The 26,757-nt window shown below is 57.3% G+C and carries 27 protein-coding genes, 1 tRNA gene and 2 pseudogenes; 27 read left to right on the forward strand and 3 right to left on the reverse strand.

Features of this window, described 5'->3' with window-relative positions; all coding sequences use genetic code 11:
* The first annotated feature begins 280 nt into the window (after positions 1 to 280).
* Positions 281 to 1,111, forward strand: coding sequence for a tetratricopeptide repeat protein (locus H8K11_17950; protein ID MCS6265633.1), 831 nt, complete (start codon positions 281 to 283; stop codon positions 1,109 to 1,111).
* Between the two features lie 557 nt (positions 1,112 to 1,668).
* Here H8K11_17950 and H8K11_17955 read toward each other — a convergent pair.
* Entirely contained in the window at positions 1,669 to 1,920 is a 252-nt protein-coding gene (locus tag H8K11_17955; protein ID MCS6265634.1) for a helix-turn-helix transcriptional regulator, read from the reverse strand.
* 275 nt (positions 1,921 to 2,195) lie between these two features.
* Here H8K11_17955 and H8K11_17960 point away from each other — a divergent pair, with 275 nt between their 5' ends.
* The 10 genes from H8K11_17960 (at position 2,196) to H8K11_18005 (ending at position 9,885) form a co-directional block, all read left to right on the forward strand.
* Complete coding sequence (locus tag H8K11_17960) at positions 2,196 to 2,516, forward strand: hypothetical protein (GenBank protein MCS6265635.1); 321 nt, start codon at positions 2,196 to 2,198, stop codon at positions 2,514 to 2,516.
* An 80-nt stretch (positions 2,517 to 2,596) separates the two neighbouring features.
* Positions 2,597 to 2,794: a hypothetical protein gene (locus H8K11_17965; GenBank protein MCS6265636.1), complete on the forward strand. Its 198-nt coding sequence runs from the start codon at positions 2,597 to 2,599 to the stop codon at positions 2,792 to 2,794.
* Between the two features lie 310 nt (positions 2,795 to 3,104).
* Positions 3,105 to 3,860, forward strand: coding sequence for a response regulator (locus H8K11_17970; GenBank protein ID MCS6265637.1), 756 nt, complete (start codon positions 3,105 to 3,107; stop codon positions 3,858 to 3,860).
* Positions 3,861 to 5,120: 1,260 nt separating this feature from the next.
* Positions 5,121 to 5,432, forward strand: a complete 312-nt coding sequence (locus tag H8K11_17975; GenBank protein ID MCS6265638.1) for a helix-turn-helix domain-containing protein — start codon at positions 5,121 to 5,123, stop codon at positions 5,430 to 5,432.
* Positions 5,429 to 6,433, forward strand: a complete 1,005-nt coding sequence (locus H8K11_17980; GenBank protein MCS6265639.1) for a replication initiation factor domain-containing protein — start codon at positions 5,429 to 5,431, stop codon at positions 6,431 to 6,433. Before H8K11_17975 ends, H8K11_17980 begins: the two co-directional genes overlap by 4 nt.
* Before the next feature lie 206 nt (positions 6,434 to 6,639).
* On the forward strand, positions 6,640 to 6,903 hold the full coding sequence (locus H8K11_17985) for a hypothetical protein (protein ID MCS6265640.1): 264 nt from the start codon (positions 6,640 to 6,642) through the stop codon (positions 6,901 to 6,903).
* 91 nt (positions 6,904 to 6,994) lie between these two features.
* Positions 6,995 to 8,152 (forward strand): hypothetical protein, encoded by a 1,158-nt coding sequence (locus H8K11_17990; protein MCS6265641.1) that lies wholly within the window; start codon positions 6,995 to 6,997, stop codon positions 8,150 to 8,152.
* Entirely contained in the window at positions 8,149 to 8,424 is a 276-nt protein-coding gene (locus H8K11_17995; protein MCS6265642.1) for a hypothetical protein, read from the forward strand. Before H8K11_17990 ends, H8K11_17995 begins: the two co-directional genes overlap by 4 nt.
* 79 nt (positions 8,425 to 8,503) lie before the next feature.
* A complete protein-coding gene (locus tag H8K11_18000; protein ID MCS6265643.1) occupies positions 8,504 to 9,511 on the forward strand; it encodes a hypothetical protein in 1,008 nt (335 codons plus the stop codon).
* Positions 9,512 to 9,672: 161 nt separating this feature from the next.
* Positions 9,673 to 9,885, forward strand: a complete 213-nt coding sequence (locus H8K11_18005) for a hypothetical protein (GenBank protein ID MCS6265644.1) — start codon at positions 9,673 to 9,675, stop codon at positions 9,883 to 9,885.
* Between the two features lie 212 nt (positions 9,886 to 10,097).
* Here the strand turns inward: H8K11_18005 and H8K11_18010 are convergent, their stop codons facing one another.
* On the reverse strand, positions 10,098 to 10,601 hold the full coding sequence (locus H8K11_18010) for a JAB domain-containing protein (protein MCS6265645.1): 504 nt from the start codon (positions 10,599 to 10,601) through the stop codon (positions 10,098 to 10,100).
* Positions 10,602 to 10,861: 260 nt separating this feature from the next.
* Here H8K11_18010 and H8K11_18015 point away from each other — a divergent pair, with 260 nt between their 5' ends.
* The 3 genes and pseudogenes from H8K11_18015 (at position 10,862) to H8K11_18025 (ending at position 12,300) form a co-directional block, all read left to right on the forward strand.
* On the forward strand, positions 10,862 to 11,179 hold the full coding sequence (locus tag H8K11_18015; protein ID MCS6265646.1) for a helix-turn-helix domain-containing protein: 318 nt from the start codon (positions 10,862 to 10,864) through the stop codon (positions 11,177 to 11,179).
* A gap of 56 nt (positions 11,180 to 11,235) precedes the next feature.
* A pseudogene (locus H8K11_18020) lies at positions 11,236 to 11,571 on the forward strand (hypothetical protein).
* A gap of 72 nt (positions 11,572 to 11,643) precedes the next feature.
* Positions 11,644 to 12,300, forward strand: a pseudogene (locus H8K11_18025) (site-specific integrase).
* A 145-nt stretch (positions 12,301 to 12,445) separates the two neighbouring features.
* Here the strand turns inward: H8K11_18025 and H8K11_18030 are convergent.
* A tRNA-Thr gene (locus tag H8K11_18030) sits at positions 12,446 to 12,521 on the reverse strand.
* Positions 12,522 to 12,829: 308 nt separating this feature from the next.
* On the opposite strand from H8K11_18030, the gene H8K11_18035 reads away from it, so the two are divergent.
* The 13 genes from H8K11_18035 to H8K11_18095 all read left to right on the forward strand — a co-directional run bounded on the left by H8K11_18035 (position 12,830) and on the right by H8K11_18095 (position 26,733).
* Positions 12,830 to 14,245, forward strand: coding sequence for a sigma-54-dependent Fis family transcriptional regulator (locus H8K11_18035; protein ID MCS6265647.1), 1,416 nt, complete (start codon positions 12,830 to 12,832; stop codon positions 14,243 to 14,245).
* A 317-nt stretch (positions 14,246 to 14,562) separates the two neighbouring features.
* Positions 14,563 to 16,599, forward strand: coding sequence for a tetratricopeptide repeat protein (locus H8K11_18040; GenBank protein ID MCS6265648.1), 2,037 nt, complete (start codon positions 14,563 to 14,565; stop codon positions 16,597 to 16,599).
* Positions 16,596 to 17,885 (forward strand): PAS domain S-box protein, encoded by a 1,290-nt coding sequence (locus H8K11_18045; GenBank protein MCS6265649.1) that lies wholly within the window; start codon positions 16,596 to 16,598, stop codon positions 17,883 to 17,885. The genes H8K11_18040 and H8K11_18045 overlap by 4 nt, the downstream gene beginning before the upstream one ends.
* The gene (locus H8K11_18050) at positions 17,882 to 19,300 is read left to right on the forward strand and encodes a sigma-54-dependent Fis family transcriptional regulator (GenBank protein MCS6265650.1); all 1,419 of its coding nucleotides are present in this window, start codon (positions 17,882 to 17,884) and stop codon (positions 19,298 to 19,300) included. The genes H8K11_18045 and H8K11_18050 overlap by 4 nt, the downstream gene beginning before the upstream one ends.
* A gap of 169 nt (positions 19,301 to 19,469) precedes the next feature.
* Positions 19,470 to 19,877 carry a flagellar basal body rod protein FlgB gene (gene flgB / locus H8K11_18055; GenBank protein MCS6265651.1) on the forward strand — a complete coding sequence of 136 codons (408 nt, stop codon included), beginning with the start codon at positions 19,470 to 19,472 and terminating at the stop codon, positions 19,875 to 19,877.
* Between the two features lie 60 nt (positions 19,878 to 19,937).
* Positions 19,938 to 20,387 (forward strand): flagellar basal body rod protein FlgC, encoded by a 450-nt coding sequence (flgC, locus tag H8K11_18060; GenBank protein MCS6265652.1) that lies wholly within the window; start codon positions 19,938 to 19,940, stop codon positions 20,385 to 20,387.
* Between the two features lie 2 nt (positions 20,388 to 20,389).
* Positions 20,390 to 20,701 carry a flagellar hook-basal body complex protein FliE gene (gene fliE, locus H8K11_18065; protein MCS6265653.1) on the forward strand — a complete coding sequence of 104 codons (312 nt, stop codon included), beginning with the start codon at positions 20,390 to 20,392 and terminating at the stop codon, positions 20,699 to 20,701.
* A gap of 49 nt (positions 20,702 to 20,750) precedes the next feature.
* Positions 20,751 to 22,307: a flagellar M-ring protein FliF gene (fliF, locus tag H8K11_18070; protein MCS6265654.1), complete on the forward strand. Its 1,557-nt coding sequence runs from the start codon at positions 20,751 to 20,753 to the stop codon at positions 22,305 to 22,307.
* An 11-nt stretch (positions 22,308 to 22,318) separates the two neighbouring features.
* Positions 22,319 to 23,314: a flagellar motor switch protein FliG gene (gene fliG, locus H8K11_18075; GenBank protein ID MCS6265655.1), complete on the forward strand. Its 996-nt coding sequence runs from the start codon at positions 22,319 to 22,321 to the stop codon at positions 23,312 to 23,314.
* The gene (locus H8K11_18080; GenBank protein MCS6265656.1) at positions 23,315 to 24,364 is read left to right on the forward strand and encodes a response regulator; all 1,050 of its coding nucleotides are present in this window, start codon (positions 23,315 to 23,317) and stop codon (positions 24,362 to 24,364) included.
* The gene (locus H8K11_18085) at positions 24,354 to 25,661 is read left to right on the forward strand and encodes a FliI/YscN family ATPase (GenBank protein ID MCS6265657.1); all 1,308 of its coding nucleotides are present in this window, start codon (positions 24,354 to 24,356) and stop codon (positions 25,659 to 25,661) included. Before H8K11_18080 ends, H8K11_18085 begins: the two co-directional genes overlap by 11 nt.
* Complete coding sequence (locus H8K11_18090) at positions 25,658 to 26,098, forward strand: flagellar FliJ family protein (GenBank protein MCS6265658.1); 441 nt, start codon at positions 25,658 to 25,660, stop codon at positions 26,096 to 26,098. Before H8K11_18085 ends, H8K11_18090 begins: the two co-directional genes overlap by 4 nt.
* On the forward strand, positions 26,095 to 26,733 hold the full coding sequence (locus H8K11_18095; GenBank protein MCS6265659.1) for a hypothetical protein: 639 nt from the start codon (positions 26,095 to 26,097) through the stop codon (positions 26,731 to 26,733). The genes H8K11_18090 and H8K11_18095 overlap by 4 nt, the downstream gene beginning before the upstream one ends.
* The last annotated feature ends 24 nt before the right edge of the window (positions 26,734 to 26,757 follow it).

Here is a 26,757-nt window from a genome sequence, read left to right on the forward strand (position 1 = left end):
CTCAGCGATGCGGTCGCTCCCTGATACGGCCCAAACCGTCCCTCCGAATTCTTCGATGTCATACCGCCTTGACCCGGACTATTCATAAATACCTGTTCCGTCGTCCGATCCTCTCGCCCGGCGGGGCTGTTCTCGTTCGGCCTCCTCGACGGACTGCAAGTACGCCTGCATCGGCCTTACTTGCGAAGAGCCCCGGCGGACTTCGGTCTCGAACGCCTCGCGACGGCATTCATGAATAGTCCGGGTTAAGTCTATGCGCCGGCCGCCGATAACGGTTGTGATGAATAGTCGTCGTCATCCTGCATGGTATCTTGCCATAGCTCTGACAGGTGTGGTGTGCGGGTGCGCGGGGCAAGCGCCTCCTCCGCGGAGTCATCATGACGCCACCGCCGGACGGATCGGCGTAGGGGCTGAGTCGCCGAAGTCGGAGAACGGGTTCTCGCCGGTACCCCCGCTTCTGACGGCCGATGAGTATGAGCATCTTGCAGATCGATCCGTGGCCGGGAGGAATTTGACCGTTGCGATGGCGCAGTACGAGAAAGCGTTGCGACTGGACCCGGGGCGCGCACGGGTTCGAGAGAAACGCGGCATCCTGTTTCTTGAAAGGGGATTGGCCGAGGACGCCCTTCTGGAATTCAGGGCCATGGCCGATCAAACCCCGATTTCTGCTGCGGCGTTCGACGGGGAGGGGCGAGCGTTGGCGAGTCTTGGCCGGTTGGAAGATGCCCAGAAGGCGTTTCGCCGAGCCCTAACTCTGAATCCGCAAGATTGGCGCGCCTATGCGTGGCTGGGCATTGTTGCCTATGTTCAGGAACGGTATCCCGATGCTCTTGCCGCATTTCAAACCGCCTACTCCATCAAGCCGGAGCATCCTGCCCTGGCCAACAACCTTGGGCAAACCTACGTTGCATTGAGGCGCTATGATGACGCGATTGCCAGTTTTCGCTTGGGTGACCCGTATGCGCAGGATCATCCACGCCTCACCAAGAATCTCATCGGTGCACTGACATTGGCCGGACAACACGATGCGGCGGAGCAGGTTCGTCGGCACCAGGACCACGATGTGCCGACGAAAGCTCAGCACAGCCAGAACACACGTTTCAGCGAGTAAGACTCCCATCGGAAGCATACTCACTCAATACTAGCAGGCTGTTGACAAACCAACGAAGTGACGAACGAGGATGATGTATCCTTATGCAAAATAACGAATCATGACCTCGAATAGGTAGTGCTCGTTAGGCTAGAGCAGGGTGCGATGTTAATAAAACGGTACAGGGAGTTTGTCAAGTTTGCCCGCAACGTGGCGAGGTTAGCAGTTACCGCCATTGAGAAACTTGGGACCAGGGTGCTTGCGGACACACAACGGACACACTGACTCAAAAGGAGGCGTATGAAAATTCGAGCTTGCCATCTGTGCCGTCAGGTCATGTTGATTCCCAGTGGTGCACCAACCGTGACTTGCGATGCTTGTGGTTTTCCGATGACAGGGTACGCGTTGAGCACGTCGCGTGAGAGCGACACGGAGGAGTTGGAACAAACTACGGATTTCCAGCGACGCTAAAGTGACTCGCAGAAATTCGATGTCTGGTCGAATAGGACTCTGAGAATGGATATTGCCCACAAATATAATTACGTGGAGAGGGGCGATAACGTGTGGAGGAGGGGCAGCTAGACCACAGTGAGATCGCCATGCGCGAGGGCGGCTCGTACGAGCTGCGCCGCATTGGACGCCTGATACTTCCTCAATAGGCGGTGACGCACCGCTTTGATAGAATTCAGGGACAGGCCGAGCTGTTCCGCGATTTGATTCGTGCTCTTCCCGGACCATAGCCCGTCCAGGATGAGCCGCTCGCGCAAGGTCAGTGTTGGTTGCGGTCCCAGCCGAAACACCCTCTCCGTGCCTGTGATTCGTGATCCCATGCGTCCTTCTACTGGATACCTGTACCCGTCATATTGTGACCGAACGAAATGGTCAATCAATTGTGGACATTCGTCAGGGCTACCGTCAGGACGAAAACCCAGTGCGGAAGCATGGTTCCACGCGTCGAGCAGGTAACGATCACGGGTGACACAGTTGCAGCCGTGAGACAAAAAGCGTATCGTTTTCGCCGACCAATAACCCCTCGATGACAGGGCCGTCGTGGGTTCTACGGTCCTCAATTGATCGCCGGTGAGGCAATGGGAGCGCTCGAACCATGATTATCGTGAATGACGTGATGCGAGACGCCACGGTCCGTGGGGTTCAATTGATCCCTGGCGGGCATCGAGTCATGCTGGAGGTGGCCGCACGAGAGTTGCCTTTCTGGCAGGACATGATCGCGAGCAAGCGGCCACTCCACGTCGAGGCCCTCTTAGAGATCTCCACACTGGCCACCAACGACACGAACCTGAAGAGTCTGCAGGGCGTCTATGTGGCAGACATGCTCCCGAAGAATGATCCTGACCACCTCCACGTCCGGTTGACGTCAGCGGATTCCCCGCGACCAGTGGAACGCGGGATCGAGAAAGGCGATTGACGCAGAGCGCCGTCCACGGCGCGCCGTTACTCAGGATCACGGCATGACACCGGGCGAATCACGGCTCTGAGAGGTGCCGAATGGTGAGGGTGGACGGGCGGGTGAGCGAAGCGGTTGTCACCAATCTTGACATGGAAGTTGGAGGGACGATTGGCATGCTGTTTCTCGATCTCGACGCCACGATCAGCGAACTTGCGCACTGGAAGAGCGGCCACCGACTCCGCGTGGAAGCGAGATGGAAGCCGAATTATTTTCTTTTCCGCTTCATCCGTCGTTGATCGAAATACTGGGACCCTGTTCTGTTAAAGGTTCATTCATTGCGCACACGTATACCCTTGAAAATCGTCTCTGGATTTTATTGCAGTCTGCCGGAGAATTGAAGCCGCTGCAAGGTAGATGACCAAGTTAGACGGCATGATTAGAGAAAAAATATCTTATATATCAAGTGAATAGAGGATGGCTGGTTGGTGCGATCTCTAGTGTTCCCAGCCTTCAATGGCCCTCAACTTTACACGATATTTATCCGATAACGATCTGTCGCACTTTTGTGCCTAGTCCGTTTCAATCAACGTTCGAGTGGAGTTTCCTGTGACCATTATGATCGTGGAAGACAATATTGTATGCGCGAAATTGGTCGAGGGGCTGCTCCAAAAAGCCGGTTATCAAACGGTTGTCGTCAATAACGGTAAAGAGGCGCTGGAGTTGCTCCCTACGCTATGCAACATCCATCTCGTCATCACGGATTATCTGATGCCGGAAATAAACGGTATCGAGCTGATTCAACAGTTGAAAATGCTTCCCGGCTTGAGGGACATTCCGGCCATCATTCTCTCGGCTCATTGCGATATCCCTACGGCCAAGATAGCGCGAGGTCTGCATTGCAATAGCATCCTCGTCAAGCCAGTGAAGAAGGAACAGTTGTTAGAACGGGTGGAACAGGTGCTGAGCGTCCAACCCCTGGTGTTGCGTAGCAAGTTTGATGTGTCCGACACCTTACAAATAGGTGACGAGGAATATCAGGAGCTGAGTGACATGTTTGCCATTCAGGTAAACGAAACCATCCCCTACGCAGTTCTGGAGGAATCCACATCTAACGAGCCGATCTCCGGAGCATTAAATCAATCACTGGGCGCTCTGGCGGAGAGCGCCTGTCTGCTCGGCGCAGACAAGTTCTCAAGCCTCTATGCGAAACTTCTGGCCGAGGATGCGTTGACACGATCACAGCTTTCTGCCCTTGTACGGGCATTGCAGGAATTATCATTGGAGTTCTCGGCGCGTCGTGGTTCGAAAAAAGTAAACGACCCAGCCAAAGCCCCGCCCTCCGAAGAAGCGTCCGCTGCCTAACTCCTGCTTCGTGCTTCGCAGCCCCCTGCGGAGATGCAGGTCTGACTGTTCCCAAATCTTGCCTCTCACCCGACGTGAATCAGTAAGCATTCCGCCGTCAGCAAGAGTTATTCCCCTTACTTTGTCGACGCCTCATCGCGGTAATGGGCCAAGCCAAAATCTGCGTTTGGAGACAGGCCCCGGCGCGATGCTGTCGTTGGGCGAGAATCGGCTACGATTGGGCGGACGCCGTAGATGTTGCTTCGCAAAGGCAAGGTTGCCTTTTTCGACATGCACCGTATGGTTGTGAGAGACCTATCTCATAACTTCAAGAGAAGCGGTATTGGTGGGCCGACGCCAGCAGCACGTACAAGCGAACATGAAGCGTCGGATTCTGTTTCTGTGCAAAGACAATTCGACGAGAAGCCGAATGGCATAGGCACTGTTGCAGCCAATCGAGGAAGATTACTTCCAGTGAGCAAGCGCGGGCACACATCCCGCTGGATTCAAACGCTGTAACTGTGGAAGTGATGAAGAAACTGGGATCTTTCGCACATTTGATTCAAGCATGTAGAGGAATTTATTTGTCAGCCGTTCGATCATGACATCACTGTAGGGTCGTGGGAGAGAAACTTTTTCCAATTATGCCTGAGGTTCATCAACTGCGGCACTGGAGTTCCGACGACCCCGCTGCCACCCCAAACAACGCCGTGATGTCTTTCAGAGAGTGCGGGACGAAATTATCGATCGACTGTGTCTATTTGGGGGCAATGTGGCACAGGTTCCGATTGCGGCCATACAATGTTATTGATGCAACCCTCATAACTCTCCCAAAGCGGCGAGACTGGCGTAATCACTGGGGACGTTAGGCAACTACCCAGGGAATTAGAGCCGTTTGGACCTGTCTGGAGTTTTTCGGCCCTAGAGCATTTTTTTGCAATATTATGCCGTATTTTCGATCGCGGCATCACAACCATTTGGCTCACTCTGGTTCCATTCGCCCTATCACGGGCCATCGTTACTTCGAGAGAAAAATCTGAATCACCGCTACTAGCGCATTGTTTGGTCATTCCATACTTGCCGCACGTTTTTCGTACAACCGTTTTGCATAGCTGTCACACGGTGCTCCTCGTGTTCTGAGGAACACTTCTGAGGGATGACGTAGTGTCCCTTAGTGTCCCCTGTTGTCCCCTAGTGTCCCCGAACGGGCCTCTTTCACCACCGCACGCCGATGCGTATGGTTTGACCATACATCGAGCGACGAAACGTAAAGGAGACGTGATGGAACAAACATGGTTAACCGTCGATGAGTTGGCCGCCGTCCTCAAAGTCAGTCCAAAGTCGATCCGCCGGGCCTACCGCAAAGGCGAGATTCCGGTAGATCGATTCTGCCGATTTGTACGTTTCGATCTGGAGCGCGTGAAGGAGGCCCTGAAGGCCAAGGGGCGTGGTCAGACCTTTGTGGTGTCCATGAGGAAGGAGGGACAGCGCAGCGCGACCGACGGCGCCAGCGGGCGGCGCGCGCAGCGGACCAGCCCCCGACTTGGTAAGACGGGGGCGTCTATCGCACAAACGCCAAGGAGGAAGAAATGACCGTCTCCGGAGGATTCACCCAAACCATCGATTGGCTGGCCTTCACCCTGCCGAAGGCTGAAGTCGCAGACGTGATCAGGCTCATTGGTGGCGACTGGTTTCAAAGTGAGAGCGGCTTTCGGGGCTACCCCGTCGCTCAGCTCATGACGCAGGGCAAGACGGGTGTCGGCAAACTGGGGACGGGTGCTCCTCGCAATCCGAAGGAAGTGCATGTGGATCTGTCGGCTGGGATTGTCTCCCAGTGGGATGAGACCAAGCTCAAGACGGTCCTTGCGTGGATCTTTGCGCAGAAGGGCCATGTGACCCGGATCGATGTCGCCATGGACGACCGGGAGGCGACTGTCGCAGTCGAGACCGTGCGGCAAGCCGTGGAGGCCGGACAAGCGGTGAGTCGATCGAAGCAGTTCAAGGTGATCCAGGCCTCTAATCATCGCGTAGGCATCCGGACTGGAGAGACCCTGTATTTCGGCAGTCGGGAAAGCCAAAGCATGCTGCGGGTCTATGACAAACGGTTGGAACTCCAGAGTCGTGGACGAGAAGACGCGGAGACTTACGGCGTCCGGTGGGAAATGGAATTCAAACAGGACCGGGCGCAAGCCTGCGCCAAAGCGCTGCTCACACTCGATTCCGAAGATTGGCGGGCCTTCTTAGTTGGGGTACTGCGCTCCTATGTGGATTTCCGAGAGACCACACGAGAAGCCGAAGCGTATGAAAAATATCGGGCTCCTCTGTTGGGTTGGTGGGAAGGCTTAACCGAAGGCTTTAGGCGCTGTCGGCTCGTGGTCGAACGCATTCAACAGCGGCTGGACGATGTCGTCGCGTGGTTCGCCAACGCTCTCAGCCCCATGCTCGCCGTGGTGGTGGCCTGTCGCGGTGATCAGTTTCTGACGGAGATGATTTATGCGGGTACGAAACGATGGAACCAGAAGCACTATGCCCTGTTGAAGCAACGCAAGAAGGTGGTGACGCCCTATGTGCTTCATCTCAAACCTCGGACATAACGTGGTGTACATCCGTGCCTGTCCAGATCCGGATTGCAAGGCCGCCGGAGCCTGGGGTGAGTTTCGGAAGGGAAAGTTGTTTGTGATCTGCACAACCTGTCGTTTCCAATTTCAGTTGCTGCCGAAAGTCCGGCTTGCGGGCCGGGGCGTGTGGGTCAGGCGCAGAGCTGATCCGAGGGTCTTTTCACAATCAGGAGGGTCGAACGATGCAAGTCAAAGCAGAGGGGGCGGTGCAGGGGTATGTGGAGCGGAGGAGCCGGGAGGGCAAGGTGTTTCGGTCGGTGGATCTGTATGTGAAGGGCAAAGATCCGGGGGTGCTGCGATTGGGGATACCGGAGGATCAGATGTCGCTCATTGAGGTCTGTAAGCAGGCGGAAGGTAAACAGGCCAAGGTGTCGATCGAAGTGCGCAAGTTCGAACAGACCGGACGCACGTTCTTCGATCTCACCGGATTGGACGTGCAGAAGTAACGGCAGAGGGAGGAAGGCCGGTGGATCTGACGATTATTCTCGTGGCGGTCCTGTTACTGGCCTTCCTCACCGGCCTCGGAGTCGGACGATTGTGAAACTACTGTCTTTAACCAGTTATCTGACGTTCATCTGGGGACTCTTGTTCTCCATCTGCCTGACGCCGGTGGAATCCTTAGGCCAGACAACGACGCAATATTCTCGGGTCGTCGCCCAGGCCGAACGCATTGCCTATCTAGCCGCACAACGCTCTGCCTTGGCCTCTCAAGTCGCCACGGCAGCCCTGGCGCCTTCTGCTGCCTCGTTGGCCGTTCGCATGGTGGCGGGCCCTATTGGTTGGGCGGCCCTCGGAGTCAGTGCAGGCTTGGTGCTCGCCCAGATGTACTATTCACAGCCGGATCTGGCCGCCATCAAACAGGCGGCGTCTCCCCCGACAGGCAACTGGACCTATTCGTACAATGGGCAGACCTACACCATTCCGAATCACAACATCGCGGGAAGTCCCGCTCCCGCACCAGTCTGTCCCGGTGGGCTCATGTTTGGCTATTTGGGCAGTCCGACGCCGGGCATGACCTCCGCCGGGCCTTCCAACTGGTGGTGTCCGCCTTCGCCTGCGCAACAAGCCACGGGCACGCCCAGCGCATCGGACATTCAGCAGTATCTGCTGGCGCAATCACCCAGTTCACCCGATGCCATCGAACAACATACGAGCCCCGTCGGCACCACCGGTACCACGCAACCGGCAGACAACACGACCTCACAACCGGTCAGTCCGACCGAGATGCCGACGACGGTAAAACCGAAGCCCGTACCAGCCGGGGATATCGTGGTGGCAGACAACGTGCCGCCTCCGGCCAGCACCCCACAGCAGAATACGCAACAGCAGACCACCACGACGACGACGACAACGACGCAGAATCCGGACGGCTCGACGACGCAACAAGAAGAAACCCAGGCGACCACCTCTTGTTCCGTGGGATCTCATGAAAGCCGGACCTTCGGAACAGTCCTCCAGGAACATCAGACCCGCTGGGGCACGAGTGGCCTGCTTGGCACCCTGAACCTGCTCAAATCCCTGACCTGGCCTTCCACCTTGCCGGTAATTGCCTTGCCCTCCGCCTTCTTTGGGAGCCAGCAAGTCGATTTCAACCAATGGGCCTGGTTCTTCACCGTGCTCCGAACACTGGTCATTGCGACGGCGTCGATTGCCGCGTACCGCATCATTTTTGTCGGTGGAGGCCAGACGACATGACCGCCATTCTGACGCTCATCTATTGCTGGCTGCAGGAGTTCTTCTTCTCCCTCACGGATTGGGGATTAAGCATCTGGGATTCGCTGCTCTCCGTGGCGGACAGCACGCTCGCCGCCATTGGGACGGCAGGGCTCACCCTGCCGCTGATTCCCGATCAATATGCGTGGGTGCTGGGCGCGACGGGCATGAGTCAGGGGCTGGCCATCGTGGCGAGCGCCATGGGGACTCGGTTCATCCTGCAAACCATTCCATTTGTGCGGTGGGGCTCATGAACCAGCTAGTGATGGGCTGGGCCTATGCCTGGACGGTCGTCTTAGCCCTCTGGATCTGGGTGTATCTCAGGAGTCTCCGATGATCGAACTGTATGAAGGGGTCCCAGGCTCCGGCAAGTCCTATCACGCGATCTGCGAGAAGTTTCTGCCCTGGGTCCGGCAAGGGCGACGACTCTATATCGCGGTTGATGGAATCTATCTGGATCGGTTGGCACTGTTTACTGGAATTGGTCTGGAACAACTCGAACAACAGATCACGCTCTGGAAGGACTCCGTCGAAGTCTTGCAAGCGTTTCAGCATGTCGAGCCGGGCTCTGCCGTGATTATCGACGAAGCTCAGACCGTCTTTCGGTCCATGCAGAAGGTGGAGCCGGGTCTGCTGCGCTGGCTCGAAACGCACCGGCATTACGGCGTGGACATTCTGCTCATGAGCCAGGATTTTCGCCAGATGTCCCAGGGCGTCACGCGACTCATTGAAGCGACCGTCAAGTTTCGGAAGCTGGCCTTCGTCGGTCTGTCGAAAAAGTATCAGGGCAAGGTGCGTGGGAACCCGGAAGATAACGAAGTCATCCGGGCCTTTGTCGGCACGTACTCGCCAGCGATCTACGCCTACTATTCGAGTTATGCGTCGGCGGCGATTCGGGAGGAGAAACGTAGTCATACCGTCTTCAAGTCCGCTCGGGTGGCGATCGGCATTGCCGCAGGCCTGTTTGCCATCGGCCTCATGTTCTGGCGGCCCTGGTCATCGCTGAGTTCCACCAAGCCGACACCTGCAGCTGGGGCGACCTCTATCCCGAACGTGGCGGCGGGGGCAGTCCCTTCCGGCTCTGCAAGCCTGCTCAACCCGTTGGGCATAGCTCCGTCGGTGAGCGTGACTCCGCCAGCACCCAGGCGAACCGTCCGAATCCTCGGCGGGGCCGGAATGAGCAAGAACCGTCAAGGCTGGCGCTATCTCTTGGACAGCGGCGAGATCCTCACGGCCGCGCAGATTACCGGACGGTACGGCCTTATGGTCTCGGAAGTTTATGAAGATGGCTCGATTCGGCTCATCGGTGAAGGAGTGTTCTATGGACCTGCCGGCGGTTGAGACGATGACCTATTTCACGGCGATTTTCTGGTTGGGTGGCTTCGCCGTGGGACTGATTATCAAACTAATCCTGCCTCAGAGTCACTGAGGCGCTCGACCGTCGGCGAGGAGTCCGACGGCGTGGGTGGACGTGCCCACCACACAGCATAAGGAGGTGCGTTATGAAGGGATGGGCTTGGGTGAAAGGGCTCGGTGGCGTGCTCATGGCGTTCGTGTTCGCCCTGGGCCTGCCGGCGCTGTCACAGGCGCAGTTGTTTCCGGTCTCGGCGGATGTGGCCACGGTGCGGGCCGATCTGCTCTTGTGGGCCACGGCCTTGATTGGCGTGGCGCTGGCGATCTACGCCTTTAAGCGCGTCCGCGCGATTGTGGGCTAGGTAGGCCCATCGAGGCAGGCTGGCAGCAGCCTGCCTCCTTTTCCAGCGACAAACCAAGAATGAGAATGATGACCAAGGAGAGGGCGCATGACGGCTTCACAAATCCAGACCATCGGCAATGCGTTGGCTGCCGACCTCGTCGCCTGGGGCACGGCCGCGATCGGGCTCGCCTTGGTGGCCGCTGGGGCCGCCTGGGTGTTGCGGCTCCTGCGCTAAGCGCCGGGCCAGCCCTGGTCGGCAAAGCTGTAGTAGCGCTCCTCGGCGAGAACAAGATGATCCAGCAGCGGAATGCCGAACAGATCAGCCGCCTCGCGCAGCCGTTTGGTCAGCACACGATCTTCCGGGCTGGGCGTGCTATCGCCGGAGGGGTGATTGTGCGCGCATATCCAGGCGCCGGCATTCATGAGGATCAGCGGCTTGAAGACTTCGCGTGGATGCACAATGGCCAAGGTCAGCGATCCAGTGGAGACCACATTGATCCCAATGAGCCCATGCTTCGCATCCAGGCCACAGATGAGGAACTGCTCCCGGTCGAGACCCGCAAACAAAGGCCGGAGGATCGCCGCAGCGCCTTCCGACGTATGCACCGATTCCGCAGCTGGAATGGCACGGCCCTCGCGCACGAGGGTCACACGGTACCGAGGGATTCCGTATTTGCGAACCGGTTTCAGTGGCTGTACACCGTTCGAGGAACCGAGAGAGCTATCAACGGACATGTCCGCCTCCTTCTGAAATTATGTTCTAGCCCCACCCTTCACCAACCAAGGGTGGGGCGTAACGAAGGAGGCGGCACGGGGCTCTCGCAGCGGGCAGGCCTGGAGGGGCGGAGACCGGTACGGAGGGGACCGGGAAGGCCTGTCCCGCTGCTCCTTAGCCACGGGTCGCACCCGTTGTGCTCTTGAAGACTGAGGGACAGGTTGGAGTCATAGATAGCATTATCCGGAAGAGGGTAATGCTTAATGCTAGGAATACATTCATGACTGATTATCAATCTGCGATAGACAAGCTCTCAAAAAGTCTAGAACGGATACCGAGGTCAGAATTGCCCGTCGTGCTGGGAGAGCTGGAGCGTATTAAGGCGGTTATTTGGGCAGAGTTTATGACCACGGAGAAGGGGCAACCAGACGAGGCTTTGCTCGACATGTCAGATGTCGCTGTACGATTAAACATTCCTTTGTCACGGGCCTATGAACTTGTACGCCAAGGCAAATTGAGGGGTGTGCGGGTCGGAAAATATGTGCGCGTTCTACCAACAGTGCTCAAAGAGTATCAGGCCTCGCTCGCTACAGCATAAGCGGCTGGATGCTCGTCCTGCGCTTGTGGTAACGTCTGGTCGGGGAGTAATTTTTGATGGCCTGTATTCGTAAACGTCGAGGCAAGTGGATTGCGGATTGGCGAGATGGTTTTGGAAATCGGAAGTGGAAGACTTTCGAGACACGTCGGCAGGCTGAAGACTTTCTTGATCAGGAAAGACCAAAGGCCAGACAATGGCAACGTTCGGCAGTTCCACTCGATACGACGGTAGCCACCTACAAAACTCGCTGGCTCGCTTCGATTCAGCCAACCATAAAACATAGAACCTACGTCGGCTATGATCGGCTACTGACAGTTCATGTCATCCCTGTTCTAGGCTCCATTCCGGTACAGCGTCTCCACAGATCCCAAATAAAAGATTTCCTCGCCTCGAAGCTTGTTGTTGTTGGACCGAATTCGCTCACGAAGAACACGGTTCGCAATATTCATGCGACCTTGCGGGCCATGCTTCGTGCTGCGGTTGATGATGGGTTATTGACAAATAATCCCGCCGAGAAGTTGGGGCGACAGTTACGGTTGGTCACTCCGAAGGTGACGCGACAAGAAAACATTAAGTCCATGACTCGTGAACAGCGACAGTGCTTTCTGGTGCAGGCACAACAGGACTGTCCTCGGCTCTATCCACTCTTCGCAACGTTGGCAGGCACCGGCATGCGGCTAGGGGAGGTGGTCGCACTTCAATGGAGCGATCTGGATTATTCGAGTCGAGAGCTAAGAATCGAACGGGCGTTCTCGGATCATGCAACACATGGAGGGATACAGACACCCAAGTCAGGCCATGGGCGAACTGTCGATCTGTCCCGTAGCCTCATAGAGATTTTGAAAGCTCACGAGTGTTTGACGAGGCTTCCGGCCGCCCCGACAAAGCGGATTGCGGTTCCCGATTGGGTTTTCCCCACGAGCGGGGGAAAGCCTTTTGATGGCACAAATCTTCGTCGCGTAATGAGGGACATTTTAAAGAAGGCATCGCTTCCCTCGCACTTCACCCCACATTGCTTGAGGCACACCTATGCTTCCCTCATGCTGCAACAGGGCGAGTCCATCGTCTATGTTCAGCGGCAGCTTGGGCATGCGAGCATTCAGCTCACGGTCGATACGTATGGAAAATGGTTACCGATGGGCAATAAAGGTGCGGTGGATCGCCTGGACGGCGAAAGTGGTAGCAGAACGGTAGCAACAGGTATTCGTGGAAATAGTCCTTCCTCTATTCCTTCTATCCAACCTTCTGATAGTTCAATGTATTTTATGGAGCTGGCGAGAGGAATCGAACCCCCAACCGGCGGTTTACAAAACCGCTGCTCTGCCAATTGAGCTACGCCAGCCCGAGAGATCAGCTATCTGATTTACTATCTAAAGAATCTGAAAGGAAGATTGCGAACCCTACAATTCTTCTTCTCACCTGTCAAGATCTAGGCCGGGTGCAATTTAAGAGAAAGGCTTTCTTTGTGCAGGGTCTGATGACTCAACGATGCAGGCCATCCTTACTTTCACTTGAATAAAGTTTCAATTCCCAATAAGCTAATTCTGTGTTCAACCCTTCGACGAGAGAGTTGTTTCTCGTAGTGCGTTCTGATCATCCTTGTAGAGCCAAACCTGATTTCTTTGGTCCCCTCAGAGAGGAGTGCCCTTGATGAGCCAGTCACATATTCTCGTGATTGATGATGATCCTGCCGTGCGTCAAATCTTGGCGGAGACGCTCACCGGTGAAGGCCATCAGGTGACGGTCATGTCCAGCGGGCTGGAGGGAGTGGAGGCTGTCAAGGATCAGCCGGTGCACGTGGTGCTGACGGATCTCCAGATGCCGGGAATCGATGGGTTGGAAACCATCGACCGAATCTCGAAAATCGACTCCAAGATTATCGCGATTGTCATGACGGGTTATGGGACGGTCGACTATGCGGTACGGGCGATGAAAGCCGGCGCGTTTGATTTTATTACCAAGCCCTTTGAACCCGATACCGTGGCGGTAGTGGTCCGAAAGGCCTTGGACGTCTATAAGTTGAAGCAGGAGAACCACCTCCTTCGAAAAGCCGTGCGAGATCAATATCGCCTGGAGCATCTGGTGGGGACGAGTGCCCCGATGCGCATGGTACTTGATTTTGTCGAAAAGGTGGCTGATAGCGACAGTACGGTGCTGATTGAGGGCGAGAGCGGGACTGGCAAGGAATTGATTGCTCGGATGTTGCACTTTAACAGCATGCGGAGGGAACGTCCGCTGGTCCCGGTGAACTGCGGGGCCATTCCGGAAACTCTCTTAGAATCCGAACTCTTCGGGCATGAGAAGGGGGCCTTTACCGGAGCGGCCCATACGCGCCTCGGGCGCTTTGAGTTGGCTCATGGCGGAACCATCTTTTTGGACGAGGTCGGAGAGATGAGTTTACCGTTGCAGGTCAAACTGCTGCGGGTGTTGCAAGAGCGATGTTTCGAGCGCGTGGGCGGGACAAGGACGATCAATGTCGATGTCCGCATCATTGCAGCGACGAATCAGGATTTGGCGCAAGCGGTTCAAGAGCGCCGGTTCCGACAAGACTTGTATTACCGGCTGCACGTCATTCCCATTCACATTCCGCCATTGCGTGAGCGCCGTAGCGATATTCCGCTTCTGGTCAACCATTTCATCGCCCAGTTTAATCAATTACGGCGAACGGAGATTCTCGGCATGGAGCCCGATGCGCTAGCGCGCATGATGGAAGAAGAATGGCCGGGGAATATCCGGGAACTTGAAAACATGATCGAACGCCTTTGTGTGTTGAAGAAACGAGGCATGATCACCATGGGCGATTTGCCTGAGCGGCCGGTCAAACTGAATGCCGCCAAGGGAGCCGAATCGCCTGAGCAGTTTATTCGCTTCTCGGAAGACGGGATCAATTTGACCAAAGAACTCGAACACTATGAAAATAGGCTTATCGGGGAAGCGCTGCGAAAGGCCAATGGGATTACCAGCCGAGCCGCACAGTTGCTTCAAGTGAATCGCACCACATTGGTGGAAAAACTCAAACGGAAAGGCTTTGATCCCAAGACTCACGGGTACTCGATTCAAAACTAGCATTCCTCTCACCGTCTCTCCTCCTACACGTCATTTTTTTGACCGGCCCCGCAAAGTGCCTGTCGGGATTTCTGACAACACCTTGTGTCTGGTTTTCTCTACCGACCGAAATCATCAAGTGATGCCGCTATTTGAATGATTCCCGAAGGGGCACAGGACTTGCTGATTTGCCCCCTGTGCAATACCGAGCTTCGTCACAAGAACTCGTCAGGGTCCGTCTAGTCCTGGCATTTGTCCTGGGAAGTCTGTTCTTCGCCGGGGGGGCATCTGCCATGGCTGCCGGTGGCCTTTCGACGATGCGACAAGAATTGCCTGCCATGATGCCTGAGCCGTCTGAATTGGTGCGCGGGGCACTTCCGGATCCAGGGCCTCGCGTGGAAGGGATTCCCGAGAGTCCGGAATGGGGTGAATTTGAACGGGGAGTCACTCTCTACAATCAGGGGCAGTATCTCGAAGCGCGGCTTCACCTGACCAACCTGCTGCGAGACCATCGCGATCTTCCGCTACGATCGTCTATTCAAGCCTTTCTCACAGAAAGCTCTTTAAAGAGTGGCGCACAAGAACTGAGGCCGCTGGAAGTCATCGATCTCTACAAGGCGGTGATGCGAGACGATCCCCGGTCGACAAATGCCAGGCGGGCCGCCTGGAGAATCGGTGATGTGTATCGTGTCGAGGGTTGGTACCAGGAGGCGCAGATCGCCTACCAGCATGCGCTCAGTCTCTCCGAGCGGGATTCCTACGATGCCAATCGAGCCATGCTCGGTCTGGGCTATGTCTTTCGCGGCATCAAGAGTTGGAAGGACAGCGTACAGACGTTTGATCACGTTTTGAAGCGAACCACGGACCCCACGTTGCTGGTGTCCGCTTCCCTGGGACAGGCCCACAGCCTCTATCGAATGGGGCGGATCAAGGACGCTGATGCGCTATATGAAAGCCTCAGCAACCGCTGGCCTTCCGCACTTCGGGCGGATCCGTATGCATTGCTGCGGTATGCAGATACGGCGGGAGAAGCTCAGCGCGGCCCGGTCATGCGGGAACAACTCCTTCATTTCTACAATCTGTATCCCTCCAGGCCGGAGAATCCTTTTGTGTTAATGCACTTGGCCGACAGTTACAAAGAGGCCGGACGATGGGAAGATGCGAGCATTTTCTATGCGGCGTTGTTGAGCCAATATCCGGATGCGCAGGTTGTGCCCACGGCCAGGCTCCGATATGCGGATGTGCAGGAGCATCTCACCCCGGAAGGCGAAGAGGTCAATCTTCGACACACGATCGCCGCCCACCTCGCAAACGTTCCTCTCAAACCCGGTGAAATGCTCAGCCCGCGCCAGTTGTTCCAACGCTCCGCCAAGGAATATGAGGACTCACCGGTTGGAAGCGAAGCGTTATTTCATCTCGGGGAGGCGTTGGAGCGAGTCGGCAAGCAGGAGGATGCGCTGAAAGCCTACGAGCAGGGGGTCCAGCGGGCCGGGAAATTTGAGAACGATCCCTGGCCGGAGAAAAGCGGGGCGCAACTCGTCAGATTTATGAGACCCAGGCTGGAAGCGGCGCTGAAAGCGGGCGACGATTTTGAGCTGATCAGCCTGTTCCACCGTAACGGCCCGTTTGCCGATCGGCTCTACGCCGGTACGGATCTTTTGCTCAAGGTAGCCGAGGCGCATCGTCGGCTTGGATTTCCAATCGAATCGGCGCGGCTCTTTCAGTCGTTGATTCGAGATTCCAAAGCCGAGACCTTTCACGAAGTCGCTTTAATGGGGCTCGGCGAGAGTTACTTGGAACAAAAAGACATGCGCGCGGCCCGTGCCGTCTTCGAGCGGTATCGCCTGCAATTTCCCGTCGGCCGGTTCGCTGGACAGGCTCTGCTTGGAATCCTGACGTCCTTCGAGGGGGAAGGAAACACGGCCGGCTTGGTGAAGCTTGGAAAGCAGTGGTTGATACACAACCCGCGCCATCCTGACCGTGCATCGGTTCAGCTGAAGGTCGCCGATGCCTTAAGGCAAGCAAGACGGGATGCCGAGGCCGCTCCCCTGTATGAGGACGTGCTTAGGGCGGGGACGGACCTGTCCGCATTGGACCGGCTCCGATATGCCGATGTGTTGGCCAGACTGAATCGTCAAGAGCCGGCACTGGCTCTGTATAAGCAGGCCTTGGTGGCGGGCTTGGAACCTGAAGAGGAAGCCTGGGCGCAATTACAGATCGTGCAGTTGGCGCGAGGAGTGAAGCGTGAAGGGTTCGCAAGAAGCGGACTTCGCGCACTGCATGAAAACAGCGACAGCCTCGTTCGGCGTATGGCTGCCGTATTGCAGACTGAGTTGCCTGAATCCACTCCCGCCGCAGGAGGCAAAAAGCGATGACCACGCGCGAGGTCGCCACATCGAACAATGACCTGCTGACACGTGCGTTCCACGACTTTGACCAGGCTGCTACCGTTCTTCAACAGTCGTATGACGCATTGACGACCAGGTTGCAGCAGATGGATCTGGAGCTCGCGCAAACCAATGCTAGTTTGCGCGAGCATCTGCGTGAAACAGAAGAGATGCGGGCCCATGTGACGGCGGTGCTGGAGTCGCTGGATACGGGTGTGATCGTAGCGGACTCGCAGGATTCGGTCGTGCGGTGCAATCACGCCACGGAACGTCTGTTGGGAGTGTCGCAAGCCAGCCTCAGGGGACGTCGGGCGACGGAGGTCCTGGAGGAAATCAGGAAAGATCGCGGCGAGTATCCGCTGGTCCTTCCGACGGACGTCACCATTGCCCTCTCGCAGAGCGACTTGACCGATGAAGCCGGGAGTTTGATCGGCAAACTGGTCCTGATCCATGACGTCACTCACATTCGACAGCTTGAAGACCGTTTGCAGCGGCGCAACCGCCTGGAAGCCATGGGGCAGATGGTCGGGAACATCGCGCACGAGATCCGGAATCCACTGGGAAGCGTCGAGTTGTTCGCGTCGATGCTGCGCAAGGATCTGCGCGATCAGCCGCATCTGCGGACCTATGCGGAGCATATCTCTGTGGCAGTGCAGGCCATGGACCGCTTGTTATCGAACCTTCTCGTCTATACCAGACCCGACTGTTCGAGGTTGACCTGGCTGGATACCGAATCGCTGATTCGAGAAGTACTCACGCTGGCGAGCCATGCCATGTCACCGGCGTCGATCGTGGTCCGTTGCGAGGTCGACCCCTGCGTGCCGAAGATATGGTGTGACGGCGGGAAAATGAAACAGGTACTCCTGAATCTTGTGCTGAACGCCGTCCAGGCCATGCCGGAAGGGGGCCGCCTGACATTGTCCGCTCGTATGGCTCCGGAAGACATTTCAGAAGCGCCTGCGATTCAACTCACGGTCAGTGACACCGGCACGGGGATTCCCCTCGAGCTGCAGTCGCGGGTATTCGACCCGTTTTTTACTACGAAAGACCAGGGGACCGGACTGGGGCTCGCCATCGTCCATGCGCTGGTCGAGGCTCATCACGGCCGCATCGATCTGGAGAGCAGACCGGGGCATGGGACTTCATTTGTCATGACATTGCCCCAGGGCCCCATGCAGCAAGCCACGACGGCGGCGCGAAATGCTGCACTGGTCGGACGGTCCGTACAAATCCACCCGATCGCGAATGTCACCGAAGAGGAGACTTACGAATGAGCGTGCAACAGGATCTACAAGGCCCCTCCGCCACCTCCGAAGAAGCTCGGATGGTCCTGATCGTCGATGATGAACCCTCGATGAGAACGGCCCTGTCTGAAACGGTGCGCAGATTGGGCTATCAAGTCCGGGGGGCGATCGACGGCGTGGACGCGATTGAGCAGATTGAACGAATCAAACCGTGGCTGGTAGTGACCGATTTGAAGATGCCTCGCCTGACGGGGCTGGAACTCGTCAAGGCCATCAAACAAAAATCCCCCCAGACCTTCATTGTTCTGATGACCGCCTATGGCACGGTGGAGACCGCGGTGGAAGCGATGAAATACGGCGCGAATGACTACCTGTTAAAGCCTTTCTCGACGGATCTGTTGGAACGAGTGATTCTCAACCTGCAGGCCACCACGGCGACGGACGAGCAGGAAGGGCCAGCCACACTGGAAGCGCGGGCGATTTTGACGCAGGACCCCGGTATGATCCGCCTGCTCACCACTCTGGAGGGTGTCGCGGCGAGTCAGGCAACCGTACTGATCAGCGGCGAGAGCGGAACCGGGAAGGAACTCATGGCCCGTTACATTCATGCGCGCAGTCCGCGCGCACATCGACCCTTCGTCGCGTTGAATTGCGCCGCGCTCCCGGACAGCCTTCTCGAGAGCGAACTGTTCGGCCACGAACGCGGCGCATTTACCGGAGCCATTCAAAAAAAACTGGGTAAGTTCGAAATGGCGCATACCGGGACGCTGTTTCTCGATGAAATCAGCGAAATGAATTTGGGCTTGCAGTCCAAACTTCTGCGCGTCCTGCAAGAGCGCGAGGTCGATCGTATCGGTGGGCGTGAGCCGGTCCCGGTAAATATTCGCGTCATCGCTACAACCAATCGCTCCCTGTATCACGAAGTTACACAGGGCCGATTCCGTGAGGATCTTTTTTATCGACTGAACGTGTTTCCCGTCACGGTGCCTCCGCTTCGTGATCGGTCCGGCGACATTCCGCTGCTGGCGAGACATTTCCTTCGTTCTTCGGCGCAGCGAAACGGGCTCACCATGCCGACGTTGTCCGAGCGCGCGATCGCCGATCTTCAGCAACGCCCCTGGAAAGGCAACGTGCGTGAACTCGAAAACGTCATGGAACGTGCCATTCTTGTGGCCACCGGAGGGGCGGTGGATGTGGATCATCTGATGCCGGGCGATGGCACGGTGCCGGTACGGGAGGTAGAGGCGGTCGATACCCTCGTGACTGCCTCAGCGCATGGATCGCTGTGGGAGATGGAGCGCGACCTTATTTTCAAGACCCTGGCGCGCGTGAAAGAAAACCGCACGCATGCGGCGAAGGAATTGGGGATCAGCATCAGAACGCTGCGGAACAAATTACGGGAGTATCGCGACATGGGCTACCAGGTCGAGGCGGAGAAGTCCTGATCACACAGGCAGGGAGATAGGCAGATTATTCTCCGGGGTGGACGTTTTTGCCGGGTACCGACCGGAGCGCCGCCCATAGGGAGGACGTGATCCCAATTCGATGAGTCGCAAGCGCGGTATATGTATTGCACACTCTGTGATGGTGGAGTTTTTCTAAGGAGCGTCGGATATGACTATTTTTGACAGAACCATGCAATTGTTGAGTCGGTCGTTGGATCTTCGCGGTGCCCGCCAGCAGGTGATCGCGGCGAATATCGCCAACGAAGAAACGCCCAAGTATCGCGCGAAGGATTTGAATTTCGGCCAGGCGCTGGCCAATGCGCAGCAGGGCAAGTTACCGATCTCCCTGGTCTCCACCAACGCGCAACATTTCGGACCACAGGGCACGGGGTACCAACGGGTCCTCGGCCAGCTTGAAGACGTGCCGGCAGGCGATCTCCCGCTGGACGCCAATTCCGTCAACATTGAATTGGAAATGGCCAAAATGTCGGATAACGCTCAGCAATACAACACCGCAGCGACCATCATCGGGATGAAGTTCAAAGGTCTGTTGGGTGCCATTCGAGAAGGACGGTAGGCGCGATCGCGTGAAACAGTGAACTCATGACTTCCGGAAGCAACCACAAAGAGGTGTGTGATGGAATTGACAGATAGCCTTGCGGTCTCCGTCTCCGCGCTGGATGCCCATCGGCATCGACTCAATGTCATTGCCAGCAACCTGGCCAACGCCCAGTCAACGAAAACCAGCACGGGCGGTCCCTACCGCCGTCGTGATGTCGTGTTTCAGGCCGCGCCCGTATCCTCGGCATTTCAAAAGGCCTTCAAGCAAGTGACGTCCGGCCCCGGCCGTCAAGCCTTGGACGGAGTCAAAGTCGCGCGCGTCATCGAAGACAAGAAGCCCGGACAGACGGTGTATGACCCGCGTCATCCCGATGCGGATAAGAAGGGATTCGTCACGATGCCCAATGTGAATGTCATGGAAGAAATGGTCAACATGATCGGCGCCTCGCGCGCCTATGAGGCGAACGTGCAGGCGATTAACGCGACCCGCACCATGTGGAATCGCGCGTTGGAGATCGGGAGGTAACCATGTCTGATCTGCGCATTGCGGGAGCGAACGGGCTCCGACCGATTGAGGTGCCTGAGATTCACGAGGCAGGGCCGGGCGGCGAGGCCGGCGCAGCCAATTTCATGGGGTCCCTCAAGGAGGCCATCGGGCATATCAACGACGCCCAGACCGGCGCCAGCCAGGCCGTCGATGCGTTGGTGACCGGACAGAGCACCAACATTCATCAAACGATGGTGGCATTGCAACAGGCCGATGTGTCCTTTCAGTTGATGATGCAGGTACGGAACAAACTGGTCACCGCCTACGAGGAAATTCAGCGGATGCAGATTTAGGCGGTTGTTGTCCGGTCTCCGGTCTCACGCATAAAGGATTCCACACCGTATGTTTTCAAAATTCAACCAGTTTACGATCAACCAACGGTTCATCATTCTGCTCGCGCTCGCCGGGTCCATTGCGGGACTGGTCGCGGTGACCCTCTGGACCCAGCAGCCGGATATGCAGGTCCTCTTTGCTAATCTGGCGGTGGATGATGCGTCGGGCATTATCGACAAACTGAAAGATGCGAAGGTGCCCTACGAAACGGCCAACGGAGGGACCACGGTGCTGGTGCCCAGTGCGCAGGTGCATGACTTGCGTTTGGAGATGGCTGGTCAAGGCCTCCCGCATGGCGGAGGTGTGGGGTATGAAATTTTCGACCGGACGACCATGGGCATGTCCGATTTCGTGCAGAAGTTGAATTATCGACGGGCGTTGCAAGGCGAGTTGGCGCGCACGATCGCTCAAATGCCGGAAGTGGAACGAGCACGGGTGCATTTGGCGATTCCTGAACGCCGGCTGTTCGCCACTGAGCAGGATCGTGCGCGAGCTTCCGTGGTGGTGTCGCTGCGCGCCAGTCAAACGTTGTCGAAGGCGCAAATTCAAGGCGTCGTGCACCTGGTCTCCAGCAGCGTCGAGGGACTTCAATCACGCGATGTGACCGTCGTCGATGGCCACGGAAATTTATTGTCCAATACCTCCAGCGATGAATCAGCCGGGCTTTCCGGAACCCAGATGGAATATCAACGGACGCTCGAAAAGGACATCGAGACCCGTATTCAAACGATGTTGGAACGGATTGTCGGCGTGAACAAAGCCGTCGTGCGCGTGTCGAGCGTGCTGGATTTCCGCAAAATCGAAACTACGGAAGAACGTTACGATCCGAACGGACAGGTGGTTCGCAGTGAGCAGCGCGGACAGGAAAAATCGAGCGGGGTGAACGGCACCTCGGGCGGCGTGCCCGGCGTCGAGTCGAACGTTCCGGGTGGTACCGAAGCCGAAGGCGGACAGACCAGCTCGAACAACAATCAGACAAAAAACGAGACGGTCAATTATGAAATCAGCCGGACGGTGTCGCGCATCGTGGAGCCGACGGGCACCATCAAGAAGCTTTCGGTGGCGGTCCTGGTAGACGGCACGTATGAGGGCGGGGGCAAGGCGGGCGAGGCGGGGGCGGATCAACCCAAGAAATATGTACCTCGTTCCGAGGAAGAAATGAAACGCATCGAAGAAATCGTGAAGAAGGCGATGGGGTATTCGACCGAGCGGCAGGATCAAGTGGAGGTGGTGAGCATCCAATTCGGGCTGGGAGCGGAGGAACCGACCGGCGGGGTCGAGGCCGCGCCGGATGCGAGCAAGGCCTGGATGCCCTACGTGCGTTACGCAGTCGGAGGTGTGCTGTTCTTCCTGATTTTCTTCATGGTGGTGCGCCCGTTGATGGTGATGCTGGTTCAGTCCGCGCCCGCGGCCGGCGGCGGCGAGACGCCGGCGCTGCCCGCGTCGGTGGGACAGGTTGAAGCGGCCATCAGCGGCAAACAGCCGGGGCAGATCCTCGATATGGCCAAGAATAACCCTGCCAATACTGCTGTCGTCGTGAAACAGTGGCTGAAAAATAACGCCTAACCAAGCGGAACATGAATAAAGAACTATCGGGCGCACAAAAAGCGGCGATCTTACTGCGAGCCATCGGTGAAGAAGCTGCCGCAGCGGTCATGAAGACTCTCGACCCGAAGGATATTCGCAAGCTCGGGAGCTTCATGAAAGAAACCGCAAACATTACGAAGCAGGAAGAGGACAGTGTGATCGCCGAATTCGAACAGGCGAGCTCATCCGGCGAGGTGCAATTCGAGGGACGCGAATTCATGGAAGCCATTCTGAAGAAGGCGCTGGGCCCTGAGAAGGCCGCCAGAATGATGGAGTCCTTGAATACGAAGACCTATCCGGGGATCGATGCCCTGAAGTGGGTCGATCCCAGAACCGTCGCGCAAATTCTTAAGATCGAACATCCCCAGACCATTGCCGTCTGTCTGGGGCAAATGGAAGCCGAACAGGCCAGCGCCGTGCTGGCCTTGCTACCGGTACACCTGCATGCCGACGTGTCGCTGCGACTGGCGACGATGCAAGAAGTGCAGCCGGAGGTGCTGTCCGAATTGAGCGACAGTCTGCAGGAAATTCTGTCGGCCTCGATGGGCATGTCGAGCATGTCGGTCGGCGGCGCCGAATTGATGGCCGATATTCTGACGCGTGTGGATAAGAACACCGAAGGGGCCATCATGGCCAAGATCACCGAACGCGACCAGGCTTTGGCCGAAAGTATCCGGGCGCTGATGTTTGTCTTCGATGACCTGGTGGAACTGGATTCCCGTGGCATGCAGGAACTCATGAAGGAAATCAGTAAAGAAGACCTTCCGGTCGCGCTTCGTGGCGCCACCCCGGAGATCAAGGAGAAGTTTCTCAAGAATATGTCCAGCCGCGCGGCCGAAATGCTCAAGGAGGACATGGAAACGCGCGGGCCGGTCAAGGTCTCCGATGTCGAGAAGGCGCAGCAGAACATTCTCAAAGTCTGTCGCAAGCTTGAGGAGGAAGGCCGCATCGTGATCGGGGGCGGGGGAGGCGAGGAGTTGCTGTAGATGGGTACCGTTGATTTGGGAAGTCGCCTGCCGCAGACGTCTCCCGCGGATAATGAAAAGGAACTCGCCCCACGTGCCATTCTCATCGTCGACGACGAGCCATCCATCGGCTTCCTCTTGACAGAAATGCTGCAGTCCACAGGACACCCGATTCTCACGGCCGGGTCTGTCGGCGAAGCGCTGATGCACCTGAAATCCCGCCCGATTGCCGTGTTGATCGTTGATGTTCAATTGGCCGGAACAGATGGAATTGCATTCTTGCAACAGGCGTTGGAGGTCGATAGCCGTCTGCTGAGTATCGTTATGACCGGACACGGCAACATCGAACTGGCTGTGCGTGCCATGAAATCAGGCGCCGCGGACTTCTTAACCAAACCGTTCGAAGTGGAATTGGTCAGACAATCCGTGTCGCGACTGCTGGAGCTCTATCGTCTCAGGCAGGAGAATACGGTGCTCACGCGCACCTTGATTCGTTCCGGCAACATTCAGTTGCGGACGGTGCCGCTGGCCGATTTCAGCCGAGGGAATCGGCCCTTCGGAACGGATGACGTGACCGAATTCGAGCGGGGCGTGGCGGAGGGGGAAAAGCGGGTCACGGAGCGGGTCTCCTCGCTGCGTCAACGGGAACAGGCGCTGGTCGCCTCACTGATGGCGCAGTTGGAGGGAAGCTGGCGCAATCTGCACGACACGGTGGAAGAAGAAGTCGCATCCCTTTCGTTCATGATCGCGCAAAAGGTCCTGCGCGAACTGGTGACGGAAAAACGCGAGGTGATCGTGACGCAGGTACGAACGGCACTGGCCCATTTGCATGAAAGCGGGCTTGTCCGGATCCGGGTGCATCCATCGGATCTGCCGCTGCTCGAAGCGTCGCGGGCGGCATTAAGTCAGACTCCGCATGGGTTATTGACCCTGAAATTTGAAACGGATCCCGGTATCAGCCCGGGGGGCTGTCTCGTGCAGGCGCAGAGCCTCTTGATCGACGCCACGCTGGATACCCAATTGCTGAGGCTCGGTGAAGCCTTAAGAAAGCGGGACGCCGGTGAAGCTTAGCGAACGCCTCGAACAAGTCGAACCCTTGTCCGTCACGGGCCGGGTGGCCCAAGCCGTCGGGATCGTCATTGAAGCCTCGGGGCCGTTCACCTCTGTCGGAGAGGTCTGCGAGATCACCCGTGAGGGTGGCCATGGCGCCGTCATGGCAGAAGTGGTCGGATTCCGCGAGGATCGTGTGCTGCTAATGCCGCTGGGTGAAATGCAAGGCATCGGGCCTGGCAGCCGTGTCGTGATGAAAGGGCACGTGGCGTCGGTGCCGGTCGGACCGCAAATGCTGGGACGAATTTTCGACGGACTCGGGCACCCGTTGGACGGCTTGCCGCCGCTGCGTACCGATGTCCAGGTTCCGTTGTATGCGCCTCCGCTGAATCCATTGCATCGCGCGAGAATTACCCAGCCGGTCGATCTTGGCATTCGAGCGATCAATGCGCTGTTGACCTGCGGCCAAGGCCAGAAAATCGGCGTGTTCGCCGGCTCCGGGGTGGGAAAAAGCGTCTTATTGGGCATGATCAGCCGGTATACGCAGGCGGACGTCAGGGTCATCGCCCTTGTCGGTGAACGGGGACGCGAAGTCAAAGAATTCCTGGAGCGTGACCTGACACCGGAAGCGAGGGCCCGCTCCATCGTCGTCGTCGCGACCTCGGATCAACCGCCGCTGGTGCGCATTCGCGGCGCCTTGGTGGCGACGGCCATCGCCGAATATTTTCGGGATTGCGGCAAACATGTATTGCTGATGATGGACTCCCTTTCTCGGCTGGCCTATAGCCAGAGAGAAGTCGGACTTGCCATCGGTGAACCTCCAACCACCAAAGGATATACACCGTCCGTGTTTGCCGTGTTGCCGAAATTGCTGGAGCGGGTCGGACCGGCACAAAGCGGGGGCAGTATTACCGGGCTCTATACTGTGCTGGTCGACGGCGACGACCTCAATGATCCGGTCGCGGATGCCGTGCGCTCCATTCTCGACGGACACATTGTGCTTTCACGTGAACTGGCCGCGCGCAATCACTTTCCGGCCATCGATATCCTGCAGAGTACCAGCCGGGTCATGCGGGACATTGTCACGCCGGCACACTATGCTGCGGCACGGTTAGTCCTGGAACGCACGGCGCTCTATCGGCGCTCTGAAGATCTCATCACGCTGGGGGCGTATAAGCCCGGCACAAGCAAGGATCTGGATAAGGCCGTGTCCGCTCATGAGGGCATCACGGCGTTCCTGCGGCAGGAGACGAAGCAGTCCGTCGGGTTATCGCAGTCCATCGATGCCTTGCTGGCGTTGGCAGGAACGATCCAATGAATGTGACCGTGCTCCGCACCTACGCAATCCAACTCGAAGAGGTCGCCAAGCTCGAGTTGGCGGAACTCGCGAGCGCGCTGCAGCAGACGGTCGACCGTATGACGATGTTAGATTCGCGGGCGAAGGCGGATGCCGACCAATATTTGCTTCAGGTCAGACAGGGGAGCACCGTGGATCAGGTGTACGGTCATCTTGACGCGATGGATCGGGCCATCGCCGCACGGAAGAGCATGGAGCAGGTGCAGAGGGATCAACAGGTCGAAATGGAACACAAACGCGGAGAACTCCTGGACGCCATGCAGTATCGGAAGAAGCTGGACCTCCTCGATGCGCGCGCTGCGCTGGAACGACGTCGACGACGAGAACGGCAGGACCAGCAGCTGCTGGATGAACGTGCCTGGCGACGGAGTCTATTACAAAAGGGAGAACGGGCATGACCGTGATGGCGAGGGGTGATGTTCGCACACTCTGTGCAGGGGGGATCCTCAGGGTTGCCTTCGGTGTGGCCTTGCTGGGAAGTATGGGCACGGCGGCCTTCGCTGAGGAGGTGGCGCCGGCTCCGGCTCCTGCAGCGGCGAAGGAAGAACCAAAGGCCGACGCGATCAAGAAAGAGGTTCAGGGACCTGCCATTAACGCGCCGCGTGAAATTTTTCAGATGCTGGAGCAGCGCAAACGTGCCCTGGATAAGCGTGAGGCGGCCTTACGTGGATCGGAAATGCATCTCCTGGAACTCAAAGCGGAACTCGAACAGATTGTCACTCGTCATGAACAGGCGGTGGAGGCCGAAAAAAAACGTCGTCAGGCCGCTCAGAGCAAGGCGACGAGTGAAGCGGAGAAGCCCAAGGCGACGCCCAAGCCAGGAGGGGCGGCCAACGTCAATCAGACGCAACTGGCGAAAATCTATGAAAGCATGCCGGCCGAGGAGGCCGCCGCCCGCCTGGAGCGCATGCCGGATCGAAAGGCGCTCGAAGTGCTACGCCTGATCAAGGGCAAATCTGCCGGCGCAATTCTCGCTGAGGTCAAACCGGAGCGCGCAGCCCGCCTGACCGAACAATTGCTGACAGCCCCGTAAACAGCCCCTTCGTGTCCCGGTGAT

The sequence above is a fragment of the Nitrospira sp. genome (genome assembly GCA_024998565.1).
Taxonomy (GTDB): domain Bacteria; phylum Nitrospirota; class Nitrospiria; order Nitrospirales; family Nitrospiraceae; genus Nitrospira_A.